Source organism: Coleofasciculus sp., from assembly GCF_046539235.1.
Lineage (GTDB): Bacteria > Cyanobacteriota > Cyanobacteriia > Cyanobacteriales > Coleofasciculaceae > Coleofasciculus.
In genome coordinates this window covers 1-23,847 of the sequence record NZ_JBKHHI010000052.1, presented here as the reverse complement: position 1 = coordinate 23,847, position 23,847 = coordinate 1, and the positions used below count along the sequence as shown (strand labels likewise).

Genomic DNA, 23,847 nt, shown 5'->3' with positions numbered 1-23,847 from the left:
TAGAATGCCTGTTCGGGCAGGTCGTCCAATTCTCCATTCAGAATCATTTGGAATCCCTTAATCGTTTTGTCAAGAGAAACGTACTGACCGGGTAAACCTGTAAATACTTCCGCCACAAAGAAAGGCTGAGACAAGAAGCGCTCAATCTTCCGCGCCCGCGCCACCGTCAGACGGTCATCTTCCGACAATTCATCTAAACCCAGAATCGCAATAATATCCTGGAGTTCCTTGTAGCGCTGTAGGGTTGACTGGACAGCACGCGCCGTTTGGTAATGCTCTTCACCTACAATATTGGGTTGGAGCATAGTTGACGTTGAATCAAGGGGGTCTACAGCGGGGTAGATTCCCTTCGAGGCTAAAGCACGAGATAATACCGTCGTCGCATCAAGGTGAGCGAAGGTGGTTGCTGGTGCGGGGTCGGTTAAGTCGTCGGCTGGGACATAGACCGCCTGAATCGAGGTAATTGATCCTTCTTTGGTTGAAGTAATCCGCTCTTGCAGTTCACCCATTTCTGTAGCCAGTGTGGGCTGATATCCCACAGCCGAAGGCATCCGACCGAGGAGTGCAGATACTTCTGAACCCGCTTGCACAAACCGGAAGATGTTGTCGATGAACAGTAGCACGTCTTGCTTGTTGACATCACGGAAATGTTCCGCCATCGTCAGCGCCGCCAGACCGACACGCATCCGGGCACCGGGGGGTTCGTTCATCTGACCGTAGACCAGCGCTACTTTAGATTGGCTGAGGTCTTCTTCGTTGATAACCTTTGACTCTTTAAATTCGTTGTAAAGGTCATTTCCTTCGCGGGTGCGTTCGCCCACACCACCAAAAACTGATACACCACCGTGAGCTTTGGCAATGTTGTTGATCAGTTCTTGAATGATCACGGTTTTACCAACACCCGCTCCACCAAACAACCCAACTTTACCGCCGCGACGGTAGGGCGCCAGCAAGTCTACAACCTTAATACCCGTTTCAAAAATCGACGGTTTGGTTTCCAGTTCGGTGAATTTAGGAGCCGAACGGTGAATCGGCGATCGCTCTTCGGTATTGACCGGACCCAATTCATCGACAGGCTCACCTAACACATTGAAAATTCGTCCCAGGGTAGCACCGCCTACGGGAACACTAATGGCGGTGCCAGTGTCTACGGCTTCCATCCCTCGAACTAAGCCGTCCGTACCACTCATGGCAACGGCTCGGACTTGGTTATCACCGAGTAACTGCTGCACTTCGCAGGTTACGGCAACATCTTGTCCTGCTGCATTCTTACCTTCAATTCTCAAAGCATTGTAAATCCGGGGCATTTTGCCGCCAGGAAACTCAACATCGACAACAGGTCCGATGATTTGAGTAATAACGCCGGTGTTTGTTTTTTCTGTGGTGGCTACCATGCTTGCGTCTATTATATTCTGGGATAACGAGCGTGCTTCTGACTTCATAAAGCACTCAGGTGACAAAGGGCTTGCTATTTCTAGAAGCCCACACTATGCTCCATCGAGTCAGTCTGTGGAGTTGTCACAGCTTAAGAGCTTAACAATACCGCTCTCTAGATTACCACTTATGGGTATCGCAAACCTAGTAGCCCGTGAGGAATTAGCTAATCGCATTCAGTGTTCTTGTAAGTGAGCTTTCTGTTTGCGTCTAAGCATTGTCCGAAACCCTAAGGTTGCCACTCCCAGCAATCCGAGTAAGCCGGATGGTTCTGGCACACTCTGGGGTTCTGGGTCATCTGGGGGAAATAAAGATCCAGGATCTGTTCCCGGATCAGTTACAGGGTCGTCTGAGGGAAATGGGGATTCATCAGGCGGATCATCATTGGGTTGAGGATTTAGTTGTGGTGGTTTTGTTCCGAGAGACTTGCCTTTAATGAAGACAGCAGAGTCTAATATACCATCACCCCAATCTGCAACATTAATCCTGATCGTATTTGTGCTATTTTTAATCAGCTGACCCTCAAAGGTCAAATTTTTGGTATAGCCATCCAGTCTTGTATTGACGCCAGACCCGACAGGATTATAAATAAAGTCAGGGTGATACGAGGTTGGGTCTTTGGGGTCAGGAACTAAATTGTTGATCGTAACGGGTTGATTATCACTCAACATAGCCAAGGACTCTCCATTCAGCCACATGTTAAACGAGTCGTTGAACTCCGTCCCCCCAAATTCGACAAATTCTTCCGAGCCAAAGACGTATTCAAAGAATACCTTATCTACTGTGCTATCGGCATCAAAGCTGAGTTCCAAAGTCATGTTATCCCCTTGCATCCCTATTTCCCTCTGTTCATAGGAAGGGCTTTGTGGCTCAAAATCTTTACTCAAGTCGCTGAGATCTCCCCCGTGAAAATCTACTCCTCCATCTTGCGTGTTTTGTCCAGGTAAGTCTGCGACTTTACCCGTACTCAAAACGATGCCCTCACCCAGACCGAAAGGATCGTTGTTGAAAAGACCAAAGGCTTCATCATTCACTTCGCCTAGATCATCGTAAACTGCTAAACCAAATTTACTCAGTCCGGTCGTATCCCCTAACAACACATCAAGTAAATTTTGAGCATTGCCACCGGGCGTAATTGTAAATGCCATCGCTGGCAGTCCCCACAAGCTCAGAAGAGCCGTTGTTGCAATAGTGGTCGTTGTCGTCTTGATTGGTAGAAGCCCCATTGTTTTTCCCTCCTTCAAGGAAAATAGTTGCACAGTCGTCTGGTTGATTTCAAGCTCTATGGCTTGTCTTCACAGAAATAATACACTAATGTAAAGTTATATTAAAGCTCTAATATTTAGAGAATTTTCTGGTTATCCTCTATTTTACTATCTAAACAAAATAATTGATGGATCACCTCTAACGTTGAGCAGAAACCCATGGGGATCAGAAACCAACGGAAATTGTAATAGATTAGTATTTTACGCTAGTGCCTCGTGCAAGAAGGCAGAAATAAAACTACGTCACTATAATGCACAAAGCAGTTATCATTTGTCCCGGTATTCACAATTCACAGTTGACAAAAGAGTTTTTAGCTGGGTTACAACGCTGTGACTCTGGCAATGTAGGGCGTGTTCAGCAACTATTACTTTTTCCCAGCCACGAGTATCCGGCATATTCAGCTATTCATATTTTGAACTATTTGCGGCGTCAGATCATCCCCGTGAACACCTCCCTTACTTTTATCAGTTTTAGTGCCGGAGTAGTCGGTGCGATTGGTGCAGCATGGGGATGGCAGATGGTGGGGGGAACCGTGAAAGCGCTAGTGGCGTTGGATGGGTGGGGTGTACCCTTATATGGAACGTTTCCCATTCATCGGCTGAGTCACGATTATTTTACCCACTGGAGTTCCGCCTTATTGGGAAGTGGTGACAGTCGTTTTTATGCTGACCCCCCAGTGGAACATCTAACGTTATGGGAAAAGCCGGATAGCTGTCCAGGGTGGGGAATACAACCCCTTGAGAATGGGAGAGAATGGCGACGTTATCTGACGGCGGCTGAGTTTGTGGTGCAACTCTTGCAGGATTAACCGTTTGTGGTAAGACTTGCTGCACAAACCGGAAACCCTTAAAAATAAAAGTGCAAAGGACGATTAAAGGTTCAGCAAATTTTAAGGCTTAATAGATAAAAACCATACAAGATAGCGAGCGAGACGCTCGCACTACATACAACCGTTCCCTGTTCTCTGTACTCTGTTCCCTCTTGAGAGCAACTGATGTCCTAACGTATCCCCCCAGTGCGATATTTTATCGACTTTGGCAAGAAGAATCCAACCATACCCCAATCAGGATTAGTTGGGAAGGAGTCAATCTAATTGATTGACCGGAAACGCTCCCGGTTTCACGAGAATCGTTTTCGTTTTCCCCTGACGATTCACTTCAATATCAAGATTCGCTCCAACTGCACTCGCTTCTACTTCTTCTTGTACATCCGAGGCAGTTTTAATCGCTTTTCCGCCAACTTTTTGAATAATATCACCCGGTTCAAGACCCGCTTGTTGAGCTGGGGAATTAGGAACGACGCGGACGATTAATACACCCTGATCTTGAGTCACGTTCAAACCAGCATCTCGCTCCTGATTAATTTCTTTGCGTAACTCTGGGGTTAATGTTACCATCTGAATTCCCAGATAAGGATGGTCAACCCGACCTTTTTCAAAAAGCTGTTCAGCAATGCGTTGAGCGGTTTCAATGGGGATAGCAAAACCTAATCCTTGAGCATTGGCGCGAATCGCCGTATTAATCCCAATAACTTCACCATTGGCGTTTAATAAGGGTCCGCCGGAATTTCCAGGATTAATTGCTGCATCGGTTTGGATAAAGCTAACTCGTTTTTCCGGAACACCAACCTGAGAACTCGATCGTCCTAAAGCGCTAATGATACCAACAGTTACTGTATTATCTAAACCCAGAGGATTCCCGATCGCGATCGCCCATTCCCCAGGAATCAACTCATCGGCTTTACCCAAGCGCACGGTGGGCAAATCTTCTGCCTCAATTTTAATAATCGCCACATCGGTTACCGGGTCTGCTCCTAACACCCGACCCTCTAACGTCCGCCCATCCTTCAGTGTAACCTTGACGATATCCGCCCCGTCGATAACATGAGCATTGGTAATAATCCGCCCATCTGACTCCAGAATAAAACCCGATCCCGTTCCCCGTTCCACGCGAGGTTCAGGGACAGGCATCTCATTGCCAAAAAAGCGGCGAAAGAAGGGATTTCTAAAGGGTTCGGGAACATCTTGGCTGATCTGACGCGCCGCATCAATTCTCACCACCGCCGGTCCAACTTGTTCGACGGCTTGGGCAATAAAATTGAGATTGCCGGGAGCTGGACGATTGGAGCGTCTTGGGGCTAAGGGTTCCAATACCGCCGGCACCGCTTCTGGAGGATTAACCCCTTGGGGTTCAGCCATAAGGTAACGACTACCTAAAACCCCTGCTCCACCGCCTAAGCCTAGCAAGGTCAGATAAACGGTTAGCTGCTTTAATGATAAACTCATGGTTTTGGAAACGGATAGTTTTTGCAGGGGATGACAAGCGCGATCGCAACTCGCCCATTGCGCTGAGTTGCTGCCTCTAATTGTACAACTTTCCTTTTCACAGTGCCTCTACCTTTCGCTTCCAGACATATCATGCTACGTCTCTACTACTGGGGAGAGATCATCGAGAAATGAGTCTGCTGTCGCAGGGGAATTTCAATCACAAACTCACTGCCTTGCCCCGGTTCAGAATTACACTGAAGATATCCCCCATGTTTTTCCACGACAATCTGATAGCTAATCGATAACCCCAAACCCGTGCCTTTTCCGACTGGTTTAGTGGTGAAAAACGGATCGAATAGACGTTGACGCACAATCTCAGTCATCCCAGCTCCATTATCCGCAATGCGAACCACCACCCATTGATTCACCAACAATGATTTTGCCTGGGATTTAGGACGCTTCACGTCTTTAATTGCGGTCTGAATCACAATCGTGGGATCATGACTAGAGGATTGTCCATTAGACAACTGGGCTTGAGCCTTTAACTGTCTCAACTCTTCGAGTGCATCAATGGCATTACTCAGTAGATTCATAAACACTTGGTTGAGTTGTCCCGGATAACATTCCACCAAGGGTAAATCCCCATAGTCCTTCACCAACTGCACTTCAACTAGACCGGGCGTCGCTTTAAGCTGATTTTGTAGAATCAACAACGTATTGTCTAATCCCTCATGCAAATCCACTGATTTCATTTCCGCTTGATCCAAGCGGGAGAAATTCCGCAACGACAGCACCAAATTGCGAATGCGATCGGCACCCAGTTTCATCGAGTTAATCAGTTTAGGCAAGTCCGTTTTGACAAACTCTAAGTCAATGTCCTCGGTCGTTTCTTGAATTTCGGATACAGGCTGGGGATAATACTGCTCATAGAGTTCCAGCAAACCCATCACGTCCTGAACATACTGAGAAGCGTAAGCAATATTACCGTAAATAAAATTAATCGGATTATTAATTTCGTGAGCCACACCAGCAACCAGTTGTCCCAAAGACGACATTTTTTCGCTCTGAATCAACTGACTTTGATAAGAATGCAGTTGCTGGATCATGCGTGTGAGTTCGTGGGTTTGTTTTTTCAACTGGGCTTCACTTTGCCGCAGGGCTGTTTCTACCCGTTGGCGTTCTAGAATATCCTGTTGGAGCTGGACATTGGCTTGAGTAAGCTGTGCTGTGCGTTGTTCAACTTGAATTTTCAATTGGTCATGAGATTTTTGCAGGGCTAACTCCGCTCGCTGACGCTCCCCAATTTCGTGGCGTAGCCGTTCATTCGTCTGGGCTAATTCCGAGGTTCGTTCTTCCACCGCCTGTTGCAGTAGTTCGATTACCCCATACATTTCCACGGGGTTAAGCACTTGCAGTAGGCTGGTTTGGGAAACAATCCCCACTAATTCTCCCTGATTGCCGCGAACAACCAACCGTCGCACCCGATGCTGCTGCATTTGTTCATGGGCGAGCCACAAGGAATCCGAGGGACCCAGACAAAATAGGGGCGTACTCATCACCTCTTGAGCATTCAGGCGCGATAAATCTAGTTCTAGTGCCTGAAACTGCACAATATCGCGTTCCGTGACGATACCCACGGGAATCAGGGACTGAGAATAAAGCATTGGACATGAGCAAGAGGCTTTAGTCAAAGGAGCAGAACATCCGGCTGGCGTGAGGGCGTCTTGTTCTCCAGGCTGAATTTCCGAATCTCTAACTTGAGTAATCACCACGCAACTGACTTGATGCTCTGTCATGAGCTGGGCTAACTGTAGCACCGCTGTAGTTACGGGTGCATGAATCACCGCTGTGGTCATTACATCTTGCACACAGCGCAATCGCGTTAGCAGGTTAACGGGTTGCAGGGCTTTGCGAATACTCTCATGGGTGACAATTCCCATAAGTTGCCCTTGCTCATTGACAATCGGCAGGTGACGTATCCGATGCTGGCGTAAGAGTCCCAATGCGGTAAAGATATCGTGAGACGGCGACGGTTGCAGCGTAATCGCAGGTTGGGTCATGATTTCCGAAATATTGACTCGGCTTAAGGGAAGACCCGCTGCTGCTAACCTAACGATATCGCGCTCGGTGAATACGCCCACCAGTCGCGCTCCTTCCATCACTAATACACAACCCGCCGCCGTATTCGCCACCCCAAACAGGGCATCTTCTTCCTGAGACAGGCAGGAAATTTGTGGGAGATGCACGGGGATGTGACTCATGTCCGTTCCTAACGCTTGGGGGGGTAATCGGCAACTGCGAAATCGACTCATTAGCGCCAAGACATCCACCAGCGGGGTATCTGGTGCGACGGTCAAAAAATGAGCATCAATTGCTGGTTCTAGAGCTAAGGAATGGAACGGCAGACCATTAGGCTGCATGAGCAATGTCTCTGGGGTGAAGATCGGCGTAGCTGGGCAGAATTACCGGGATGGTGACTGATTCAATAAAGCTTGACAGGTTAGCTTGGTTATGATATGAGCTATTCGATAGCTATGACAGCTATCCACCTACCAAGGAGGAGCATCAGCTAGTAAATATGAGAGTCGCACCCTGAAAGTATTGAGAACTTCAGTTACTTGGTTTTACTGGCAATTTTACGCTGTTGTCTTCCTTTTTTCTGTCTATTTTTTTTAATGCTGCAATAAATCGTTACACTTATTGCAACAATTTGTTACATCATCACCTTCTCTCCCCCCCCTTCACCCGCCTGACAGGTGTAGGTTTTTTACTTGAGGGTGGGGACAAGACAAGGAGGACAAGGATGGAAAGAAGACAAGGGGGGAAAACCGTACAGCATTTTGTTCGGTCAAACTAACTTCTAAAAGCCGAAACGCCCTATTTTTCGTTCTCACTCTTCCTTGTCTACTGGTCTACCTGTCTACCTTGTCTTACCTCAACCCCAATCTTAAAAAACCTACCCTTGTGAGCCCCCCTTCACCCGCTCCCCTAGCTCCCCCAGCTCTTCCTATCCACTACGTTTAAGCGCAACTCGGTATCAGGTCGGCATTCTCAGGCAGTCGATCACGATTGAGGGGATTGATTCAATGTCCCCTTGCCAAAGAATTTTGGCGGTTCGTTTAAGGTATAGACTTGAGTTTCCGAGGCGATCGCACGACGGATATAGGCAGGAGTTTGTAACAGTCCTAATAACGCCACACCGTCGATTAGGCGAAAGCCCCCCGTTGTCTTGTCTTGCAGGTGTTGGTCAACGGTAGCCGGATTGGGTTGAGTGTCAATGGCTTGGGCAGACGCGATCGCAAATCCCCAGGGTTCACCATAGGTGGGGGTGTAGCAACAATAGGAGTGTATATGTGGAAAAACATTATTTAAGGTGTTCACTAGACGAGCATGGGCTTTGACCGCGAACGTTCCCACCGGTCCAGCTTGCAGGACTAAAAACCCATTGGGTGTGAGAACGCGCTGAACTTTCTCAAAAAACTCTTTGGTAAACAGCTTATAGGATGGTCCTTCTTCAATCGGATCAGACAAATCGGAGATGACAATATCCCACTGTTGCTCCATGTTGTCTAAAATCTCTAGAGCGTCACCAATAACCAGTTGAGTTCGAGGATCATCAAAGGCATTTTGATGCATTTCTGGCAGGTGTTGTCGGCAAGCCTCCACAACCTCACCATCAATATCCACCATCATCACCTGCTCAACGGTTTTCCAACGTAGGATTTCCCGCACTGTTGCCCCTTCACCCCCGCCCAATACCAGAACCTGGCGCGGATGAGGATGACTAATCATAGCGGGGTGAACCAGGGCTTCATGATAAATAAACTCATCCCCTGTACAAGACTGCCATTTGCCGTCTAAAACTAAGGCTTTACCATAGGCTCCTGTTTCCACAATATACATTTCCTGATAGGCTGTTTTTTTGTAAGCCAAAACCTTAGTAATCCCGTGAATATAGATATCCCAAGGCGTGATATATTCGCTGATCCACAAATCGGCATCAACCTGACTACCAGCCATACAGCCCCCTCCTTCCTAATTACATTACACAGATCGTCATTATTACAGAAATAAGCAACTGACAACAGGTAACGGGAGAATGCCAGGTTTAGCTTACCCCGACGCTCTAAGCCGCATCGAACAATGTCAGAATTTGCTTGAAGATAGGTTCATCGGCGCGAGTTTGTAGAATAGCGCCAGCTAATTGAATAAATTTATGATCTTTTTGGTTGTTATGTTCAATCAATTTACTGGCTGGATGAAACGTCAGGTCATCAGTTTGTAATTCATTCGTTTTTCCCGTTTGTAAACCCGAGAACTCCGGTTTCCAAGAGATCGATTTACCCCGCAAGGTAAATTGAAACCACTCAATTTTGCCGTGGCGAAGTTCTACCACTACATCAAAATAAGGCTCGCCTCCTTGATACCAAACTTTGGTAATCCCCTCTTTCGCTGGGCTTAATATCCCTGGATCGATCTGTCTGAGGGAAGCACCTAATCGTTTAATTTCATCTTGATCCATCTGCGCCACGAATTTGGGTCTCAGCTCCCTGGTATATCCCCATGAAGGTAAGCTGATCGCTAAAACTATATACTGGATACGCCCATATCGCCAATGACTCCGGATTTCTAGGTGGAGAGAGGAAATTTGCCGCCGCCGATCAAGTGATTGATGATGAACCTTTACGATGCCCTCTGATTCAATTGTTGCTGACGTTTGAGGAATAGGATCAGCGCGATCGCTAGCGAACTGACAACCATACCATTTATAGGTTCAGGCACAGGGGTGGAAAAAGGATTATTCGGCTGATTAAGCTGTTCTTGTCCATCTTCCACCTTCCGATCAAAACGATCATTTTCGGCTTCAGCTTGCTTGAGTGCCTCTCGCTGCTGATCATTAACCAGGACAATCATTGATGAGTAGGGCGTCACCAAGTTATAGGTTTTGGCGATCGCATGAATGGCATCCAGTTGAGCCAGATTATTTCCCTGTATTTGTTGGCTCAATCCGTTAACGAGTTGCCTTGCGGCTAACGGCTCAAAACCTTTGTTAGCCGTTGTTTCACTGGGAGTTTTTGCCATCGACCAAGCATAGCCATCCACAACACTCACCACCGATGGGGCTAATGCTGCCTTTGTTGCCAATCGCTGCAAGACCTCTGGGAGTTCTGTAGACACACCCCCCCCACTATCTTGGATAGCTTGTAAGGTCGCATCATCATAGGCGGGTGGTAATGCCCCCAGATGAACCATCCATAACGGTGCAGGCATTTCTAACCCATCTTTACTGTCCTCGGATAACTCATAACTTCCCTGATCCGTGATCAGTAAAATGCCGTCATAAGGCGTATCACCTTGCAATTGCAGAAATTGTTGCAGCATCTGTTGATATTGGAGCGTACCATAGAACGTGATCTTCGCCGGATTAAATGTCCGGATATCGTCGATACGCTGAGGTGGTTTCCCCGCAGCAGTCGTTATGTACAAATCGGCATCATTGTTGGCAAAGCTGTTATCCGCGAAGCCCTGTTGGTTTAACCAATTGAAGGTTTTTATCAGTGCTTTAACCTGGGCTGACATGCTGCGTGAACTATCCACCACGACGGCAAACCGTTTGCCTTGGGGTAAGGTGTAATCCTCTCTAGCTAGTGGTTTTGCCGTAATCTGATACCCCTGTGGGAAATTCACTTGATGAATTTTTGGCGGCTGCTGATCGGTGGCTCTTAAAAATTCAGGAAGCCACTCATCTTCAGACGTTGCGATCGCCTCTTTATTGCCTAAGCGTTGGGTGTCCTTTGTCCAGAATATATTCCGTTTCTCTGCTAACCGAGGTAGCGCCCATCCCTGTGCTTGTCGCATCACGTTATAAGTTAACCACAGATGCATTTGCGTGGGTCGTTCGGTTGAGTCTCTTTGCTCCCGAAATGATAATTTGGGCGGAACTGGGAAGGCTCTGAGGCGATAAAGGCGGGGTCCAACCTGTTCGAGTAACGCTGGATCAACGGGTCGCGATCGCCTCACCTGGGAATTATAGACCTTTTGCGCCGCCCCCCGTGGTGAAACTTTAAAAGGGAAACTTTGCGATCGCTTATCGGTGTCCCCCAGCCACAAGCCTGTAATTGTGGCGCTTTCGGGTAAGGAAAAATAGTAGAGTATTTCCTCGACATCATTGGTTTGGTTTTCATACACCTCATAGAGTTCCACCTCCGCCCAATCCCCCTGTTCGGTAACGCTGACTTGTTGCGATCGCAGCCATACCTTTTTCTGGTTAATATTCAAGACACCTGCCTTTGCCTCGTCTACAATTGCCGTGGATTGCAAGGCGCGTTGTACTGCCTTGCGCTCGGCTTTTTGGATGGGAGTGTCAAAGAATTCGGCGTAGAGTTTTTCGGCTTTTTCGATATCTGAACCCGAACCGTTGTACAAAAACGGCGACATCAGTTGGTTATAACTTTCCTGTAAAAACTGGCAAAGCGACTCTGGTAAACCAAAGACGCTAAGATACATCGTCTGGATATGGTTATTATCTTCTATTGGACTGAGATAGCGATAAGAGGACAAATAGGCGTTCAGCAGTCCGGTGCGAATCACCTCCGACTGGGCTAAGAGGGCTGTCCGGGCGCTATCGGTTTGGGCGGGTTGAGCCAACAGTTTAAATGCCTTGACCTGGGGCTGTGTCGTGAATGAGATAAACAGAATCATCCAGACACTGATTACAGCAACCGTACCCTGAACCGTGCGTTTTTTGCCATACTGGGAGGCAAATTTGTTTAAGATACGATGCCCGGATTGGACATATAAGGCTGCTAGTGCCGAGGGCATCCCTAAGAATAACGTACAGCTAAAGCCATAGAGTAGAAGCCAAAGTGCTCCCCAAAAGGCGAAAGACGGGTCATACTGTAAAATTGACCACAGTTCGTCTACCCAGTAAAAGGTAAAAAACTGACGTACTAAAACCGCCGCCGCAGGTACGGCATAAAATAGCAGTAATAGTCCGGCGAATACACCAACCAACAGCATCAAGCTGTGAGCGAACAGTTGTAGCCATGCTAATTTTTGATTTCGTTGAGCATAGCCATGCAGCACTTCCAGGAAAAATGCCAGCATGCACGCCACTGCTGTTCCTACAATCAAGGTGCTAGCGGGGGTGAGTTCTCGCAGCAGGAATAGGCGAACTAGGCACAGGGCAAATAGGGGAGCTTCTACGCCATAGAATAGACGCATTAGCTCTAAAGGTTGTCGGCGCAAACGCCACCATCCAATCAAGGTACAGACGGTGGGTACGGCGATTAGACCGACCAAGGGGAGGAGGAATTCAGTTTCAATCTCACCAGAAAATATGGCGACGACCAAATCCCCTCCTATCTGGGGCAATAGACCAAAGTAGACGACCAGCAAAAAGGTAAGATTCCAGAGCCAAAAGATAGCATGGCTGGTCGTATGGAGTAGTGTTTTCAGGGTTGTGTTTTTTTTCATAAAACCCAATGATATAAGTTAGGATTTTTCCGGAAGACCGGGGATTGTTGTTTAGTCTTCAAATATATCTGCCATTTTATGCCTAAAAATTCATAATCGTTCAAAAAGTAGAATCCCTGCGACTAACTATCCTCTTCGCTGTCGCTGCCTTTCTCTATGGTCTTACCTTTGCCACCGTATTTGCTCTAGTGCAACAAAAATGTGGTCATCTGGCAATAGGCTATCTATTTTACGCTGCCTACCTGGGCAAAACCTCTGTTCCGGCACTCTTGGGTCAAATTGGTAACCCAGCCTATTTCCCTTACCCTCACTCACCCTCACTCACGTACAGCGACTAAACAAATCAGCCAGAATCTGATTGGAGAACAAGAACCCCTCTGGATCACTTAATCTCAGCCGCCCAGTCATCGGTAGTTTCTGGGCATTATGCCAATCCCAGGCTTTCCCATCTGGTTCCATAACCTCTACCCAACCTTTATCGTAGTAGGGCGGCAACGTTGTGGCAATCTGTTCGAGAGTCTTCTCACCAAACTGCTGCACCAGTGTCGATAGACTCACACCTTCTGCCAAGCGTAGTCCTAGCATCAGGGTTTCTAACAAAACATCCATGTCCGAGAGTTCTGGACTTTCCCAGATTCCATTCGCTTCAATGAACTGTTGCACCCAAGTATAATACTCTCGCCGAGTGCGGGGGCGAGTAAACCGCCGCCCCTGGATATAACTAGCCGCCCCCATACCAAATCCGTAAAAAGGACGGTTTTCCCAATACACCCGATTATGTCGGCATTGGTGAGTTGGTAAAGCATAGTTGGATATCTCATAATGTTCATACCCGGCATCAGTGAGGAGTTGCTGGGCAATGCGGTACATTTGAGCTGTGGTTTCGTCAGTCGGTAAGGGAGAAATGCCGGGGCTGTACTGTCGTCCAAAGGCGGTGACGGGTTCTATAGTCAGGTCATAGCATGAGATATGGGTAGGGGCAAGCTGAATGGCAGCTGTCAAGGATTCCTGCCACTGTTCTAAGGTTTGAGTGGGTAATCCAGAAATCAAATCTAAACTCCAGTCGGGAACCTCTACTTGGCGGAGCAACTCGACCGCGGTGAAGATATGATTAAGCTGGTGCGATCGCCCACAAATACCCAATAGTTCATCCTGAAAGGCTTGAACTCCCAGGCTCACTCGATTCACGCCCGCATCCCGGTATCCTTTGATCTGCGACAGGTCGAATGTGCCTGGGTCTATTTCCATGGAAATCTCAGCATCGGTAGCTATGCCAAACTGCTGTGCTAAGGTATCCAGAATGCGGTTTAACTGTTGAGTGGATAACAGAGAGGGGGTGCCACCACCAAAGAAAATGGTTGAGAGAGAACAAGTCGAGGCTGGTGTTGTTTGAATTTCTTGAGCTAAGACCTCAACATATTCCTCAATCGTGCCGGAGGTGCTGCCCCTGGCTTTATCGCCGACTACAGATACAGGAAAGTCACAGTAGTAGCAGCGGCGTCGGCAGAAGGGGATATGGATGTAGGCGGAATGGGCAATTCCCATCTCGATGATTTTCTCAGATTTGTTTGAAAAATTTAACATATTAGGCGGAAAATTCGGGAATAATTCTTAACGTATGATTAACAATTAGTAGATTAATGGAAATAAACTCAAGAAGATTACGTTTTGTAAATATCATTTAATTTATGACCACCAATGATATCCGAATGATCAGTTATGAATGATGAAGCTGAATTTCCTGTTCCCTGTTCCCTAATGATTCTCACCATTTATCCTGACAGACTTATTATTTCAAGGTATTTTTAGAAAAAATCTTGAGTCATTAACAAAAAAGGGCTAGAAATGTACTCACTTATACGAAAACCTGAATATTTGAGCTAAGCCGATAGGTATAGGAAAACAAAATGGAGGGAAAGATATAATAAACGTGATTAACCTCTATCATTATAAATCTTGAATAGAATCGAAAGATTTGCCAGATAAACCACTTGGATTGGAACCATGCTTGATTTTGTCATTATTCTTTTATTCATCCTAGGAGGAGCAGGTGTAGGGTTCGACATTGTTGAACTGCTTCCGTCTTCCGTACAAGAACAGATTACCAATCTGGAGGCGCTGCGCTGGATTTTAGCCAGTTTTACCGCCATTATCGGTTTTGCGGTTGGGTTAACGGTGCAGGTGACCTATCGTCGTTTGGAAAAGCAGGTACGCCAACTGCCAATTGAGGTAATTTTAACCCGGGCAGTCGGTTTGGTGTTGGGACTACTGTTAGCGAATTTAATGCTAGCCCCGATTTTCTTTCTACCTTTTCCCTCTGAGTTTGCATTTATCAAGCCCCTGGCGGCAATTTTGGGCAGTGTGATGTTTGCCTTTCTGGGAATCAGTCTGGCAGATACCCACGGTCGGACTTTTTTGCGACTGATTAATCCAAACAGCTTGGACACGATGTTGGTAGCAGAAGGGACGCTCAAGCCCGCGGCGAGTAAGGTACTCGACACCAGTTGTATTATCGATGGTCGCATTGAGGAACTGTTGAATACGGGGTTTGTCGAGGGTCAACTCCTCATCCCCCAGTTTGTGTTGCAAGAGTTACAGCAGTTAGCCGATGCAGCGAATGATCAAAAGCGGATTCGGGGACGACGTGGGTTGGATATTCTCAAAGCCATGCAAACCGCTTATCCGGAACGCCTGATTATTCACCCGGCTGATTATGAGGATATTCAGACAGTGGATGCCAAATTGGTGCGGTTTACTCAGGAAATTAATGGCACGCTTTTGACGAATGACTACAATCTGAGTAAAGTGGCTAATTTGCAAAAAGTCCCGGTACTCAATGTCAATGACCTGGCTCACGCTGTACGTCCAATTTATCTGCCGGGTGATAGCCTGGAACTGAAAATCCTCAAGGAGGGGAAAGAACCCTCTCAAGGCGTAGGTTATCTAGACGATGGCACGATGGTGGTTGTGGAAGAAGGACGTAACCACCTCGGCGCTGAAATGCGAGTTGTGGTCACCTCTGCTTTACAGACATCTGCAGGACGGATGATTTTTGCTCGTCCTCAAGCTTCTGTGGCGGCGTGAAGCTATGAATCGGCTGCGGTTGAGGTGGCTATACTTCTGGAAACGGTGCTGGAAAATCAGCACCGTTTTTGATCCGTTGCCAAACTAATCTCTAGGAAGGAACCGTGCTGTGTCAAAATGGTTTAGGATTGCCAGAGTAATTTCTGGCAAGATGTAGGCTGTTTAAGCGAAAATGAGCTTTTTTTGTCAGGAACCCCACGGCTGTAAGCCGGGGGCTTGAAAAAAGACCAAACCTGACCAGTCTAAAGCCTCGACCGCGCTCGGACTTCGGTGTGAGCGCTCAGTCAAATTTAAATATTGCAGTCGTGTACACGGGAAGGATGGATACCAATACAGCTTCTCTCGGAAGCCCTGTCGGGCTGCTGTTTATGTAAGAGGGCGAATTCTTCCATAAGCATAAATGACAGGGGTTTCCATCCGCCCCCTTACTAACCCTAATTTTCGATGAAAGTTGGCGATCGCGTTCGAGTTAAGACATCTGTTATTGTTTACCACAATCCTGCCCACCGCAATGAGCCGTTTGATATCAAGGGTATGGAAGGCGAAGTCATTGCTATCGTTACAGAATGGCAAGGGCGACCCGTGAGCGCTAACTTACCGATTCAGGTTAAATTTGATAAAAAGTTTCGCGGTCACTTCCGGGAAGATGAGTTAGAAATAAACTACCCAGACCTGCCTAACGGCTGAGGTCTGGGTTTTCAGTAGCCCTGAAGTCATCGAACAAGCTAAGCTGAACATATCTGGGAGTTCGGTTTAGCTTGCACGATAACCCCGTGCCTCCAGGCTGGTTTATAGACAGCCCCACAAGTGCAATATTATTGGCTCCGTTGAAATCAGCGTCTCCATGCCAGCCACAATTCTTGCACTTGAAAATCTTGCCACTACGGTAAGACTTTCCTTTTACAGGGTGAATGTGCAGGCAATTGTGACACATTTGGGAGGTATAGGCAGGGGAAACAGGGATAACCTGAACACCAGCGCCAAGAGCCTTGTACTCAATGAACAGGCGCAATTGGTAAAACGCCCATGAATTAGAGCGTCTGCGTTCAGTCTTGTTTCTGGGTTGCTCGTTAGTTCTTTCCCTAATCCCGGTTAAATCTTCTATAGCAATTGAGGCACTTAACTCAACCGCTTGTTTGACCACTGACTTGGAAATGTTGTGATTGAGCCATTGTTGATAACGTCTCTCCCTCCCCGACAGCCGTTTCAAAACTTCCCGGCATCTACGCCGAGTTGTCCTCGTGCCTTTCGGGGCTTTCTTCTGGAGAGATGCCCTAACTTGAGAAAACTTATCTCGAACTGATTGGATATGCAAACCGTCCCATTTTTTCTCTTCGGACGTAACGGCGATGTCGCGCCGCCCTAAGTCAATGCCAATTACTTTGTCGGTAATTGGCGAGTCTGGGGCATCATCTTTGATTTGGATGTGCAAGTAGAACTGACGATCACGGTGTTTGCTTATGTGAGCAGAAGTCGGGTTTCTCCCTTTGAGTTTTCCTCTCTGGTAGTTGCCGACTTTTAATTTAACTCGCTCTCTACCGTGAGTAGTTGCAAGGCTTACCGTCCAATCATGTTCGCGAAACCGAAACAAGTCTTTGTCACAGTCGATGCTGGTTGGGGCAAACCATTTAACAGGCTTACCTTTGTGTTTAGCTACCTTGCGGTTAGCTGCTACACGCGCACAAGCTCTGACTGCCATGTTGGCCACGAGGTTAAACTCGCTCTTGATGGTTTGGTAAGTCAGAGACTGAATCGCAATTTTGTTCGTCAGCTTTGGATCTGTGTGTTCATTGACATAGTTGCAAGCAGCAGCAAACGCCTGAAGGGTTGCCTCAATTTTGGCAGCTTGTTCAGGCGTAGGTTGAAGCTTTACGACTATCGTCAGCACTTGTTTCATGGCTACCATTATACCAACGGGCGTTACAGACGCGATGAAAGAAGCGTCTGTACAAATGGAAGTGCTACGGGTATCGAACCCTTGCACTTCCCGCTCTCCCCCTACCCCTTACTTCGTTGAAGGGGTAGCCCCTCGCGATTCGGGTGGTTTGACACTTTCTCTTTTATGGCGGGGCAAGCCGAGTTCGGATAAACAGCAATATAATTCAGCGTGGCTATTAGCGGGAGCGATCGCAACGTTAAATCTAGTCTTCCTGATTGGCTTACCCCTGTCACTCTGGCTAATCGGCGTCTGGAAGTTAGCCTACGGCGTTCCCCCTGTCGCGATCGCATTCTTGGCAATTCCTATCTTAACCGCTTTGGCTAGCGTGGGATTACTGGCTTTTACGGTGTTAGCTTGGAAAAATCACGATTGGTCGTTTGGGGCGCGATCGCATTATTCTGTGATCACATTAGCCGCCTTAGTTTTCATCGGCGTTTTGGCATACTGGAATTTACTCGGATTTCAATTCTAATCTTGAAGTCCCGATTCCCTGTTTCCTTACCATCTGTAGCCGGAAATCGACAAGTCTATTTTCCTGACGTTTTATTGGGAAATGTAAATAAATATCACAAAACGGGGCATTTTACGTAAAAGCAGCCGCGAATTTTAGAGTCACTTATGAAGGTTCTTTGGTGTCTGCTGATCACTTCGATCTAATCCGAACTTACCCCAATTGGAGACAGGGCTATGGCTGAGCCAAACACGTTAAAGCTCGCTAAACAAGGTAATCCGAAAGCAATTGCGGCAATGATTAACCGCTCACTGCGAGCCAAGCACATCATCGCCAAAGTTAATCGCACAGACGATTGTTTGCAAGTCTTGGTGGAATCAGCGCAAATTCCCAACCAAAAGGCGATGGTTTCTTTTATTCGTCAGGGTTTAACCAAGTTAGGCATTGAGACGATTAAAACGGTGCAAATTCATGGGCGTCAGAAAGGACAAGACTCTTTTGCTTGGAACCAAAGCTTTGAGATAGAATTCTCACCTGATCAAGTCGCAGACGTTCATGATTCCGATCCTAATTTAAATCTGCATCAAAGTCCTACAGATGTTGCTTCCGAAAACGATATATCCTCGGATGTTGATGATATTAGATCCTCTGTTTCAGAACCACTACCAGGTTCAAATTTTGCCAAAGTTCCTCGACAGGCTTTTGCTGGAGGGTATACATCTTCACAGACTCGACAACCAAGGGATCATGCCTCACACCGTAGCACTCACTCCAGCCATTCCCAACCTCGCCAACCCCTGAAACCTCTGAGTGTGGGTAATGTGGTTAGTGCGAGTCTGCGTTTGTATCGCAATCGTTTCAAATTATATTTGGGTCTGGCATTTCAGGCATTTTTGTGGGGAATAATACCGATTTATGGATGGGCAAAATTATATCAAATCCAGGCTATTATTTCACGTCATGCCATCAGTGAATTTGCAGAACAACCGGAAACTATCGAGAGTATTCACAATCAGCTTGATCGGAACATCTGGGATTTCTGGACAGCTCAAATTTTAATTGGTTTGATTGCTTTTGGGGTAAAGTTTGGTTTGTCTATCGCCTCTGGAATCATCGTGGGAATAGCACCAAGTCTAGAAGCTATTATTAACTTAGTTACTCTCGGCATTTACCTCTGGGTCTATGCCCACTTCTTTATTACTGAGTTACCGTTAGCCGTAGAAGGGAATATAAAGCCCAAAACTGCCATTAACCGCAGTTGGGAGTTAAGCAAGGGATTTGTTCCCAATATTATGGGGATAATTGTCGTTGCGACTCTAATCACAATACCTCTAGGATTAATCATCTTAATTCCTATAGTGATAACAATTCCCACTGTATTGATTAATCCATCGCTAGAGGCATTACTTACGGCATTAGGAATGTTAGTCCCGTTACTCATTATTGCCTTTGCCTGCATGTGGCTTTTAGTCATGCCATTTTGGCAAATTATTAAAGCGATCATTTATTATGATCTCCGCAATCGCCGGGAAGGAACAGGTTTACAGCTAAGCCATTGATCCAATCGCTATAGGGTGCATCGTTTGTGTGACGAGATAAGGACGAAAAAGAAGATAATACTGACAAAACAAATCGTGAATCATCGGGTTTTCTTCAAAATATTGCTAATTTACCCATTAAATCCCAAGAAAACGCCCTATAACCCAGAAGAGAACGATAAGATAGGCTTGGCTTCGTTCAAACCCTAGCAGTGATGGATGTAGATAAACGCTTAGGTTCACTCATTCAAGGTTCTCTCTCCGGCGGATTGGAAGTGCGATTGGAGGCGGATGTCTCCGTGGAAGATATGCGCGTGGGTAAGTTTCTGGTGGTTCAAGGGATGCGATCGCGCTTTTTCTGTATGCTGACGGATGTGGCGCTAGGAACCTCCAGTCAGCGGATTTGGGCGAATCCCCCCCATCCCGATGATGACTTTTTACGTGAGGTTCTTGCCGGAAGTGGCACGTTTGGGACAATCAATTTAACTCCGATGCTAATGTTCACGCCAACGGAGGGAAAACGCGAGACAGCCAACCTTAACCTGAATGGTAAAAGTCCTTTAGCGTCATTTCAACCTCAAAGTAGTGATGACGACGACGAATTGCTTCCGGTGAAAACGATTCCCAGTCACTTCTCCCAAGTCTATGACGCCAGTGAACGCGATTTCCGCAGGGTATTTGGCTGGGAAGATGACCCCCATCGACGGAATTTTTCCGTGGGTCAACCCCTTGACATGGAAGTACCAATATGCTTAGACCTGGATCGGTTTGTAGAACGCAGTAACGGTATATTTGGCAAATCGGGAACCGGGAAATCTTTTCTGACTCGCTTATTATTATCCGGGATTATTCGCAAGCAAGCGGCGGTTAATTTAATCTTCGATATGCACTCCGAATATGGATGGGAAGCCGTATCAGAAGGAAAACAATTTAGTACCGTCAAAGGATTACGCCAACTCTTTCCCAATCAAGTCCAAGTGTACACCCTTGACCCCGAATCCACCCAACGCCGAGGAATTCGAGACGCCCAAACCATGTATCTTGGTTTCGATCAAATTGAAGTCGAAGATATTATGCTGGTGCGCGGGGAGTTAAACCTGTCTGAGGCGAGTCTAGAAAATGCGATTATTCTCCGCAATGAGTTTGGCAAAACCTGGATTACTCAACTCCTGAATATGACGAATGAAGATATCCAGATATTTTGCGATGAGAAGCGGGGAAATAAGTCCTCAATTATGGCATTACAGCGCAAGTTACTGCGTCTGGAGGAGTTAAAGTACATACGAAGTACTTGTCCCCAAAATTATATTGACCAGATTTTACAATCCTTGGATGCGGGAAAACATGTGGTAGTGGAATTTGGCTCGCAATCGAATATGCTCTCCTATATGTTAGCCACGAATGTGATGACACGCCGCATTCATGGTAAATATGTGCGGAAGGCGGAGAAGTTTCTGCAAAGCAAAAATCCCTGCGATCGCCCGCGCCCATTGGTGATTACGATTGAAGAGGCGCACCGTTTCCTAGATTCAGCCACAGTACGTCAAACCATCTTTGGCATTATCGCCCGGGAGATGCGGAAATATTTCGTTACATTACTGATTGTCGATCAGCGTCCATCGGGGATTGATAATGAGGTTATGTCCCAGGTTGGCACCCGGATTACCTGTTTACTGAATGATGACAAAGACATCGAGGCGATCTTTACCGGGGTTTCCGGGGGACAAAGTTTGCGATCGGTGTTAGCTAAATTAGACTCCAAACAACAGGCATTAATATTGGGACACGCCGTACCCATGCCAGTTGTAGTACGAACTCGTCCTTATGATCAAACATTCTACACAGAAATTGGCGAACCCTCTTGGGATGAAAAGTCAGATGAAGAGGTATTTGCCGCAGCCGATGCCGCCAAAGCCGATTTAGGCTTTTAAAGGTTCGTAGTCTGCGCTTTAGCGCCATAAGCCTGGAAATACTCATGACAAACGCTCAATTCAAGCAATTGATTTCAGTAACCTTAACCAAGATTGCTCGAATATTCGCGGTGAAATTCATCATAAATAATCCTTAATATCTTTTCCCGGTCTTCCATATCTTCAAATTGAGACGCTAATTTTAATATTTCCTTGACAGTAATCGATTGAACCTTCATATTAATCAAGTAACTTTTAATGTCTTTCGAGATATCATCGATAATCAAAATCACGTTACCATCACTCAATCGTGCCCGATCAAAGTTTCCCTTAAGTTCCGCATAGATATCATCCGCTACAGCTTTACTATAAACCTTAAGTTTCTTAATTTGATAAACCACGCCAAAATTAGTCGAGATATCAACTCCGCTATCATTAGCTGATGTGCGTGTATCTCGATAAAGTCTACAGGAAAATTTCTCAAGATGTACTTTAATAACCGCAAAGCTGAATATCTCAAAATTGGTTGAATTTTGACGAATATTCTCTTCTATGAAATTAAGAAATTGATGATTGTACAAGGATAGTTCAGAGCGAATTCCCCGATTGTTTAAGAGAGGAATTTCGCCCAGTTTACCGCTAATATGTTGCTGAATTCTTTCCGGAATCCATTGATCCAGTAATTGAGCATTATTTGTATAGGGTGACATAAATTCATATTCACCACTCTTGATCATTCTTAACACGCCATATTTGGGTAGGTTTCTAGACGGATAGGCATCATAGTATTTACCTCCTATATGTAAATCATGTTGCAAATAATCAATCATATCATTAACAGTTCTCTGATACGCAGATTTAATCTCAGAGTTTGAAAAAATAGTTTTTTGGTTAGATAAATATTCTTTAACTAATGCGAGAGTAATTACCGGAAAAATAACTTTAGTTTGTGATCGCTTCAACATCATATTGATGTTGTTTTTGCAAAAAATTTCGTCATTCATGAGATTATCGTAATAAGTCGCCTTAACTCTCCTTGGGTTTAAGCCAAAAGCGAAAGTCGTCTTCAGACAAGGGGATAAGACATTTAAATAGGTGGACACAATTAAAGTTAATGGTTGAGATTAGGGAACAGGGAACACCTCGGCTTACTTCGGCTTACTTCGGCTTACTTCGGCTTCGCTCAGTAACACGCTCAGTAACACGCTCAGTAACACGCTCGGTGTGTAACAGGGAACAGGGAACAGTAAGGGTTTGAGGGCGATTTACGAAACTTAATGGGGTGTCGTTTTCGTTTGTCCGACTACTTAGTCCATTTTAATGGACTTCAGCTATTAGCCCGGAGTTTGAACTCCGGGCTGATGATCAGGGCGAAAATTTTAACTAAAAATCTACATCTTCATAAATCGCTACCAACGTTCCTGTAAAATCAATACTTTCAAGTATAAATTCTTTCTGTATAGGAGCATAAAACTGTAACACCCACTGCCCTTTATCGTTGCGGCGGAAGCAATCAACTCGTTGCCGTTTAGTATTAATTAATACATATTCACGTAGACTTTCTAGTTCCTGATAGTCCGCAAATTTATCCCCTCGGTCAAACGCTTCAGTAGAATCCGATAAAACTTCAACAATTAGAGTCGGAAATCGTTTATAAGTCGAGGTTTCTTGATCCCGTGGGTCACAAGTGACCATAACATCAGGATAATAGAATCGATTCAGTGATTCTATGCGGGCTTTCATATCGGAAATATAGACTCGACAACCCGAACCTCGGACATGACTACGGAGTAGAGCAAAAAGATTTCCAGCAATCGTAACATGAGGGTCACTGGCTCCAGCCATAGCATAGATTTGCCCATCAATATATTCGTGTTTGATGGGACTCTGTTCCTCCAGTGTGAGATACTGATCAGGTGTAAGATAGGGATGTTCAGGAGCAGCAATCATCGTATTTTTTTTATAAAAGGTTTTCCATAGTATAGCAAATGTAGGGGCGCAATATTTGCACCCACACCTAATTAAACCCGTTGCCTACAACATTTTCACAAAAGACGCTAACCGCCACTGATTTTGGCTTTGTACCCCAACTGCGTCAAAATTTCCAGCAGTTTATGAGCATGATCCCCTTGAATTTCCAAGGTATCATCTTTAACCGTACCGCCACTACCACATTTAGTTTTAAGCTGTTTTAGCAGTTGGGTTAAGGTGTCCGGTTTACATTGAAAACCACTAATCACCGTAACGGTTTTCCCCTTGCGCCCTTTGCGAGAAGCTTGAACGCGCAAGTTTTGCTGATTGGGCGGAAGTTCTTGAACCGCCCGTTCCGTAGCCGCCGGATTACTACCAAATTCTTGGTAAGCTACGCGCTTTTGGGAGGAGTTAGAGGATTTGCGTTTAGACATAGCGTTTAAATCGTTTTGTTCAATTATCGGTGAATAGGGCGGGTTTTGTTGTTTATTTATCGGTGAATAGGGCGGGTT

Annotated in this window: 18 protein-coding genes; 6 read left to right on the top strand and 12 right to left on the bottom strand. The window is 46.1% G+C overall.

Features of this window, described 5'->3' with window-relative positions; genetic code table 11:
• The coding region (atpD, locus tag ACLFWI_RS07190; protein ID WP_446412364.1) for a F0F1 ATP synthase subunit beta at window positions 1–1,394 on the bottom strand (1,394 nt) is incomplete at its 3' end.
• Window positions 1,395–1,610: 216 nt separating this feature from the next.
• Window positions 1,611–2,660 carry a choice-of-anchor L domain-containing protein gene (locus ACLFWI_RS07185; protein ID WP_446412362.1) on the bottom strand — a complete coding sequence of 350 codons (1,050 nt, stop codon included), beginning with the start codon at window positions 2,658–2,660 and terminating at the stop codon, window positions 1,611–1,613.
• A gap of 290 nt (window positions 2,661–2,950) precedes the next feature.
• Between ACLFWI_RS07185 and ACLFWI_RS07180 the strand changes: the two genes are divergently transcribed.
• Window positions 2,951–3,508 (top strand): hypothetical protein, encoded by a 558-nt coding sequence (locus ACLFWI_RS07180; protein WP_446410640.1) that lies wholly within the window; start codon window positions 2,951–2,953, stop codon window positions 3,506–3,508.
• Between the two features lie 276 nt (window positions 3,509–3,784).
• Here ACLFWI_RS07180 and ACLFWI_RS07175 read toward each other — a convergent pair whose 3' ends face one another.
• The 6 genes from ACLFWI_RS07175 to hemW all read right to left on the bottom strand — a co-directional run bounded on the left by ACLFWI_RS07175 (window position 3,785) and on the right by hemW (window position 14,026).
• Entirely contained in the window at window positions 3,785–4,984 is a 1,200-nt protein-coding gene (locus ACLFWI_RS07175; RefSeq protein ID WP_446412361.1) for an HhoA/HhoB/HtrA family serine endopeptidase, read from the bottom strand.
• A 146-nt stretch (window positions 4,985–5,130) separates the two neighbouring features.
• Entirely contained in the window at window positions 5,131–7,386 is a 2,256-nt protein-coding gene (locus ACLFWI_RS07170; RefSeq protein WP_446412360.1) for a CBS domain-containing protein, read from the bottom strand.
• A gap of 643 nt (window positions 7,387–8,029) precedes the next feature.
• Window positions 8,030–8,986 carry a polyamine aminopropyltransferase gene (gene speE / locus ACLFWI_RS07165; RefSeq protein ID WP_446412359.1) on the bottom strand — a complete coding sequence of 319 codons (957 nt, stop codon included), beginning with the start codon at window positions 8,984–8,986 and terminating at the stop codon, window positions 8,030–8,032.
• 106 nt (window positions 8,987–9,092) lie between these two features.
• Window positions 9,093–9,488, bottom strand: a complete 396-nt coding sequence (locus ACLFWI_RS07160; protein WP_446412358.1) for a hypothetical protein — start codon at window positions 9,486–9,488, stop codon at window positions 9,093–9,095.
• A 161-nt stretch (window positions 9,489–9,649) separates the two neighbouring features.
• Window positions 9,650–12,442 carry a TIGR02921 family PEP-CTERM protein gene (locus ACLFWI_RS07155; RefSeq protein ID WP_446412357.1) on the bottom strand — a complete coding sequence of 931 codons (2,793 nt, stop codon included), beginning with the start codon at window positions 12,440–12,442 and terminating at the stop codon, window positions 9,650–9,652.
• 321 nt (window positions 12,443–12,763) lie between these two features.
• Window positions 12,764–14,026: a radical SAM family heme chaperone HemW gene (gene hemW / locus ACLFWI_RS07150; protein ID WP_446412356.1), complete on the bottom strand. Its 1,263-nt coding sequence runs from the start codon at window positions 14,024–14,026 to the stop codon at window positions 12,764–12,766.
• Between the two features lie 420 nt (window positions 14,027–14,446).
• Between hemW and ACLFWI_RS07145 the strand changes: the two genes are divergently transcribed.
• Both ACLFWI_RS07145 and ACLFWI_RS07140 read left to right on the top strand, forming a co-directional pair.
• Window positions 14,447–15,526, top strand: coding sequence for a PIN domain-containing protein (locus ACLFWI_RS07145; RefSeq protein WP_446412355.1), 1,080 nt, complete (start codon window positions 14,447–14,449; stop codon window positions 15,524–15,526).
• 444 nt (window positions 15,527–15,970) lie between these two features.
• Window positions 15,971–16,213 carry a ferredoxin-thioredoxin reductase variable chain gene (locus ACLFWI_RS07140; protein WP_446412354.1) on the top strand — a complete coding sequence of 81 codons (243 nt, stop codon included), beginning with the start codon at window positions 15,971–15,973 and terminating at the stop codon, window positions 16,211–16,213.
• Here ACLFWI_RS07140 and ACLFWI_RS07135 read toward each other — a convergent pair.
• On the bottom strand, window positions 16,203–17,423 hold the full coding sequence (locus ACLFWI_RS07135; RefSeq protein ID WP_446412353.1) for an RNA-guided endonuclease InsQ/TnpB family protein: 1,221 nt from the start codon (window positions 17,421–17,423) through the stop codon (window positions 16,203–16,205). The two genes, ACLFWI_RS07140 and ACLFWI_RS07135, sit on opposite strands and share 11 nt — an antisense overlap.
• Here ACLFWI_RS07135 and ACLFWI_RS07130 point away from each other — a divergent pair.
• The 3 genes from ACLFWI_RS07130 (at window position 17,422) to ACLFWI_RS07120 (ending at window position 21,385) form a co-directional block, all read left to right on the top strand.
• The gene (locus ACLFWI_RS07130) at window positions 17,422–17,937 is read left to right on the top strand and encodes a hypothetical protein (RefSeq protein ID WP_446412352.1); all 516 of its coding nucleotides are present in this window, start codon (window positions 17,422–17,424) and stop codon (window positions 17,935–17,937) included. The genes ACLFWI_RS07135 and ACLFWI_RS07130 overlap by 2 nt on opposite strands.
• Window positions 17,938–18,152: 215 nt before the next feature.
• Complete coding sequence (locus tag ACLFWI_RS07125; protein ID WP_446412351.1) at window positions 18,153–19,475, top strand: hypothetical protein; 1,323 nt, start codon at window positions 18,153–18,155, stop codon at window positions 19,473–19,475.
• A gap of 194 nt (window positions 19,476–19,669) precedes the next feature.
• Window positions 19,670–21,385, top strand: coding sequence for a helicase HerA domain-containing protein (locus ACLFWI_RS07120; protein ID WP_446412350.1), 1,716 nt, complete (start codon window positions 19,670–19,672; stop codon window positions 21,383–21,385).
• Between the two features lie 83 nt (window positions 21,386–21,468).
• Here ACLFWI_RS07120 and ACLFWI_RS07115 read toward each other — a convergent pair whose 3' ends face one another.
• From ACLFWI_RS07115 to ACLFWI_RS07105, 3 genes are all read right to left on the bottom strand, one after another.
• The gene (locus tag ACLFWI_RS07115; RefSeq protein WP_446412349.1) at window positions 21,469–22,368 is read right to left on the bottom strand and encodes a hypothetical protein; all 900 of its coding nucleotides are present in this window, start codon (window positions 22,366–22,368) and stop codon (window positions 21,469–21,471) included.
• A 379-nt stretch (window positions 22,369–22,747) separates the two neighbouring features.
• A complete protein-coding gene (locus tag ACLFWI_RS07110; RefSeq protein WP_446412348.1) occupies window positions 22,748–23,314 on the bottom strand; it encodes a Uma2 family endonuclease in 567 nt (188 codons plus the stop codon).
• Window positions 23,315–23,421: 107 nt separating this feature from the next.
• Complete coding sequence (locus ACLFWI_RS07105; protein WP_446412363.1) at window positions 23,422–23,769, bottom strand: translation initiation factor; 348 nt, start codon at window positions 23,767–23,769, stop codon at window positions 23,422–23,424.
• Window positions 23,770–23,847: the final 78 nt, after the last annotated feature.

What these genes read in the sequence shown, in the direction of transcription:
- ACLFWI_RS07185 (WP_446412362.1), bottom strand. Translation starts at nt 2,660, where the DNA reads ATGGGGCTTCTACCAATCAAGACGACAACGACCACTATTGCAACAACG.
- ACLFWI_RS07180 (WP_446410640.1), top strand. Translation starts at nt 2,951, where the DNA reads ATGCACAAAGCAGTTATCATTTGTCCCGGTATTCACAATTCACAGTTG.
- ACLFWI_RS07175 (WP_446412361.1), bottom strand. Translation starts at nt 4,984, where the DNA reads ATGAGTTTATCATTAAAGCAGCTAACCGTTTATCTGACCTTGCTAGGC.
- ACLFWI_RS07170 (WP_446412360.1), bottom strand. Translation starts at nt 7,386, where the DNA reads ATGCAGCCTAATGGTCTGCCGTTCCATTCCTTAGCTCTAGAACCAGCA.
- speE (WP_446412359.1), bottom strand. Translation starts at nt 8,986, where the DNA reads ATGGCTGGTAGTCAGGTTGATGCCGATTTGTGGATCAGCGAATATATC.
- ACLFWI_RS07160 (WP_446412358.1), bottom strand. Translation starts at nt 9,488, where the DNA reads ATGGATCAAGATGAAATTAAACGATTAGGTGCTTCCCTCAGACAGATC.
- ACLFWI_RS07155 (WP_446412357.1), bottom strand. Translation starts at nt 12,442, where the DNA reads ATGAAAAAAAACACAACCCTGAAAACACTACTCCATACGACCAGCCAT.
- hemW (WP_446412356.1), bottom strand. Translation starts at nt 14,026, where the DNA reads ATGTTAAATTTTTCAAACAAATCTGAGAAAATCATCGAGATGGGAATT.
- ACLFWI_RS07145 (WP_446412355.1), top strand. Translation starts at nt 14,447, where the DNA reads ATGCTTGATTTTGTCATTATTCTTTTATTCATCCTAGGAGGAGCAGGT.
- ACLFWI_RS07140 (WP_446412354.1), top strand. Translation starts at nt 15,971, where the DNA reads ATGAAAGTTGGCGATCGCGTTCGAGTTAAGACATCTGTTATTGTTTAC.
- ACLFWI_RS07130 (WP_446412352.1), top strand. Translation starts at nt 17,422, where the DNA reads ATGGCTACCATTATACCAACGGGCGTTACAGACGCGATGAAAGAAGCG.
- ACLFWI_RS07135 (WP_446412353.1), bottom strand. Translation starts at nt 17,423, where the DNA reads ATGAAACAAGTGCTGACGATAGTCGTAAAGCTTCAACCTACGCCTGAA.
- ACLFWI_RS07125 (WP_446412351.1), top strand. Translation starts at nt 18,153, where the DNA reads ATGGCTGAGCCAAACACGTTAAAGCTCGCTAAACAAGGTAATCCGAAA.
- ACLFWI_RS07120 (WP_446412350.1), top strand. Translation starts at nt 19,670, where the DNA reads ATGGATGTAGATAAACGCTTAGGTTCACTCATTCAAGGTTCTCTCTCC.
- ACLFWI_RS07115 (WP_446412349.1), bottom strand. Translation starts at nt 22,368, where the DNA reads ATGAATGACGAAATTTTTTGCAAAAACAACATCAATATGATGTTGAAG.
- ACLFWI_RS07110 (WP_446412348.1), bottom strand. Translation starts at nt 23,314, where the DNA reads ATGATTGCTGCTCCTGAACATCCCTATCTTACACCTGATCAGTATCTC.
- ACLFWI_RS07105 (WP_446412363.1), bottom strand. Translation starts at nt 23,769, where the DNA reads ATGTCTAAACGCAAATCCTCTAACTCCTCCCAAAAGCGCGTAGCTTAC.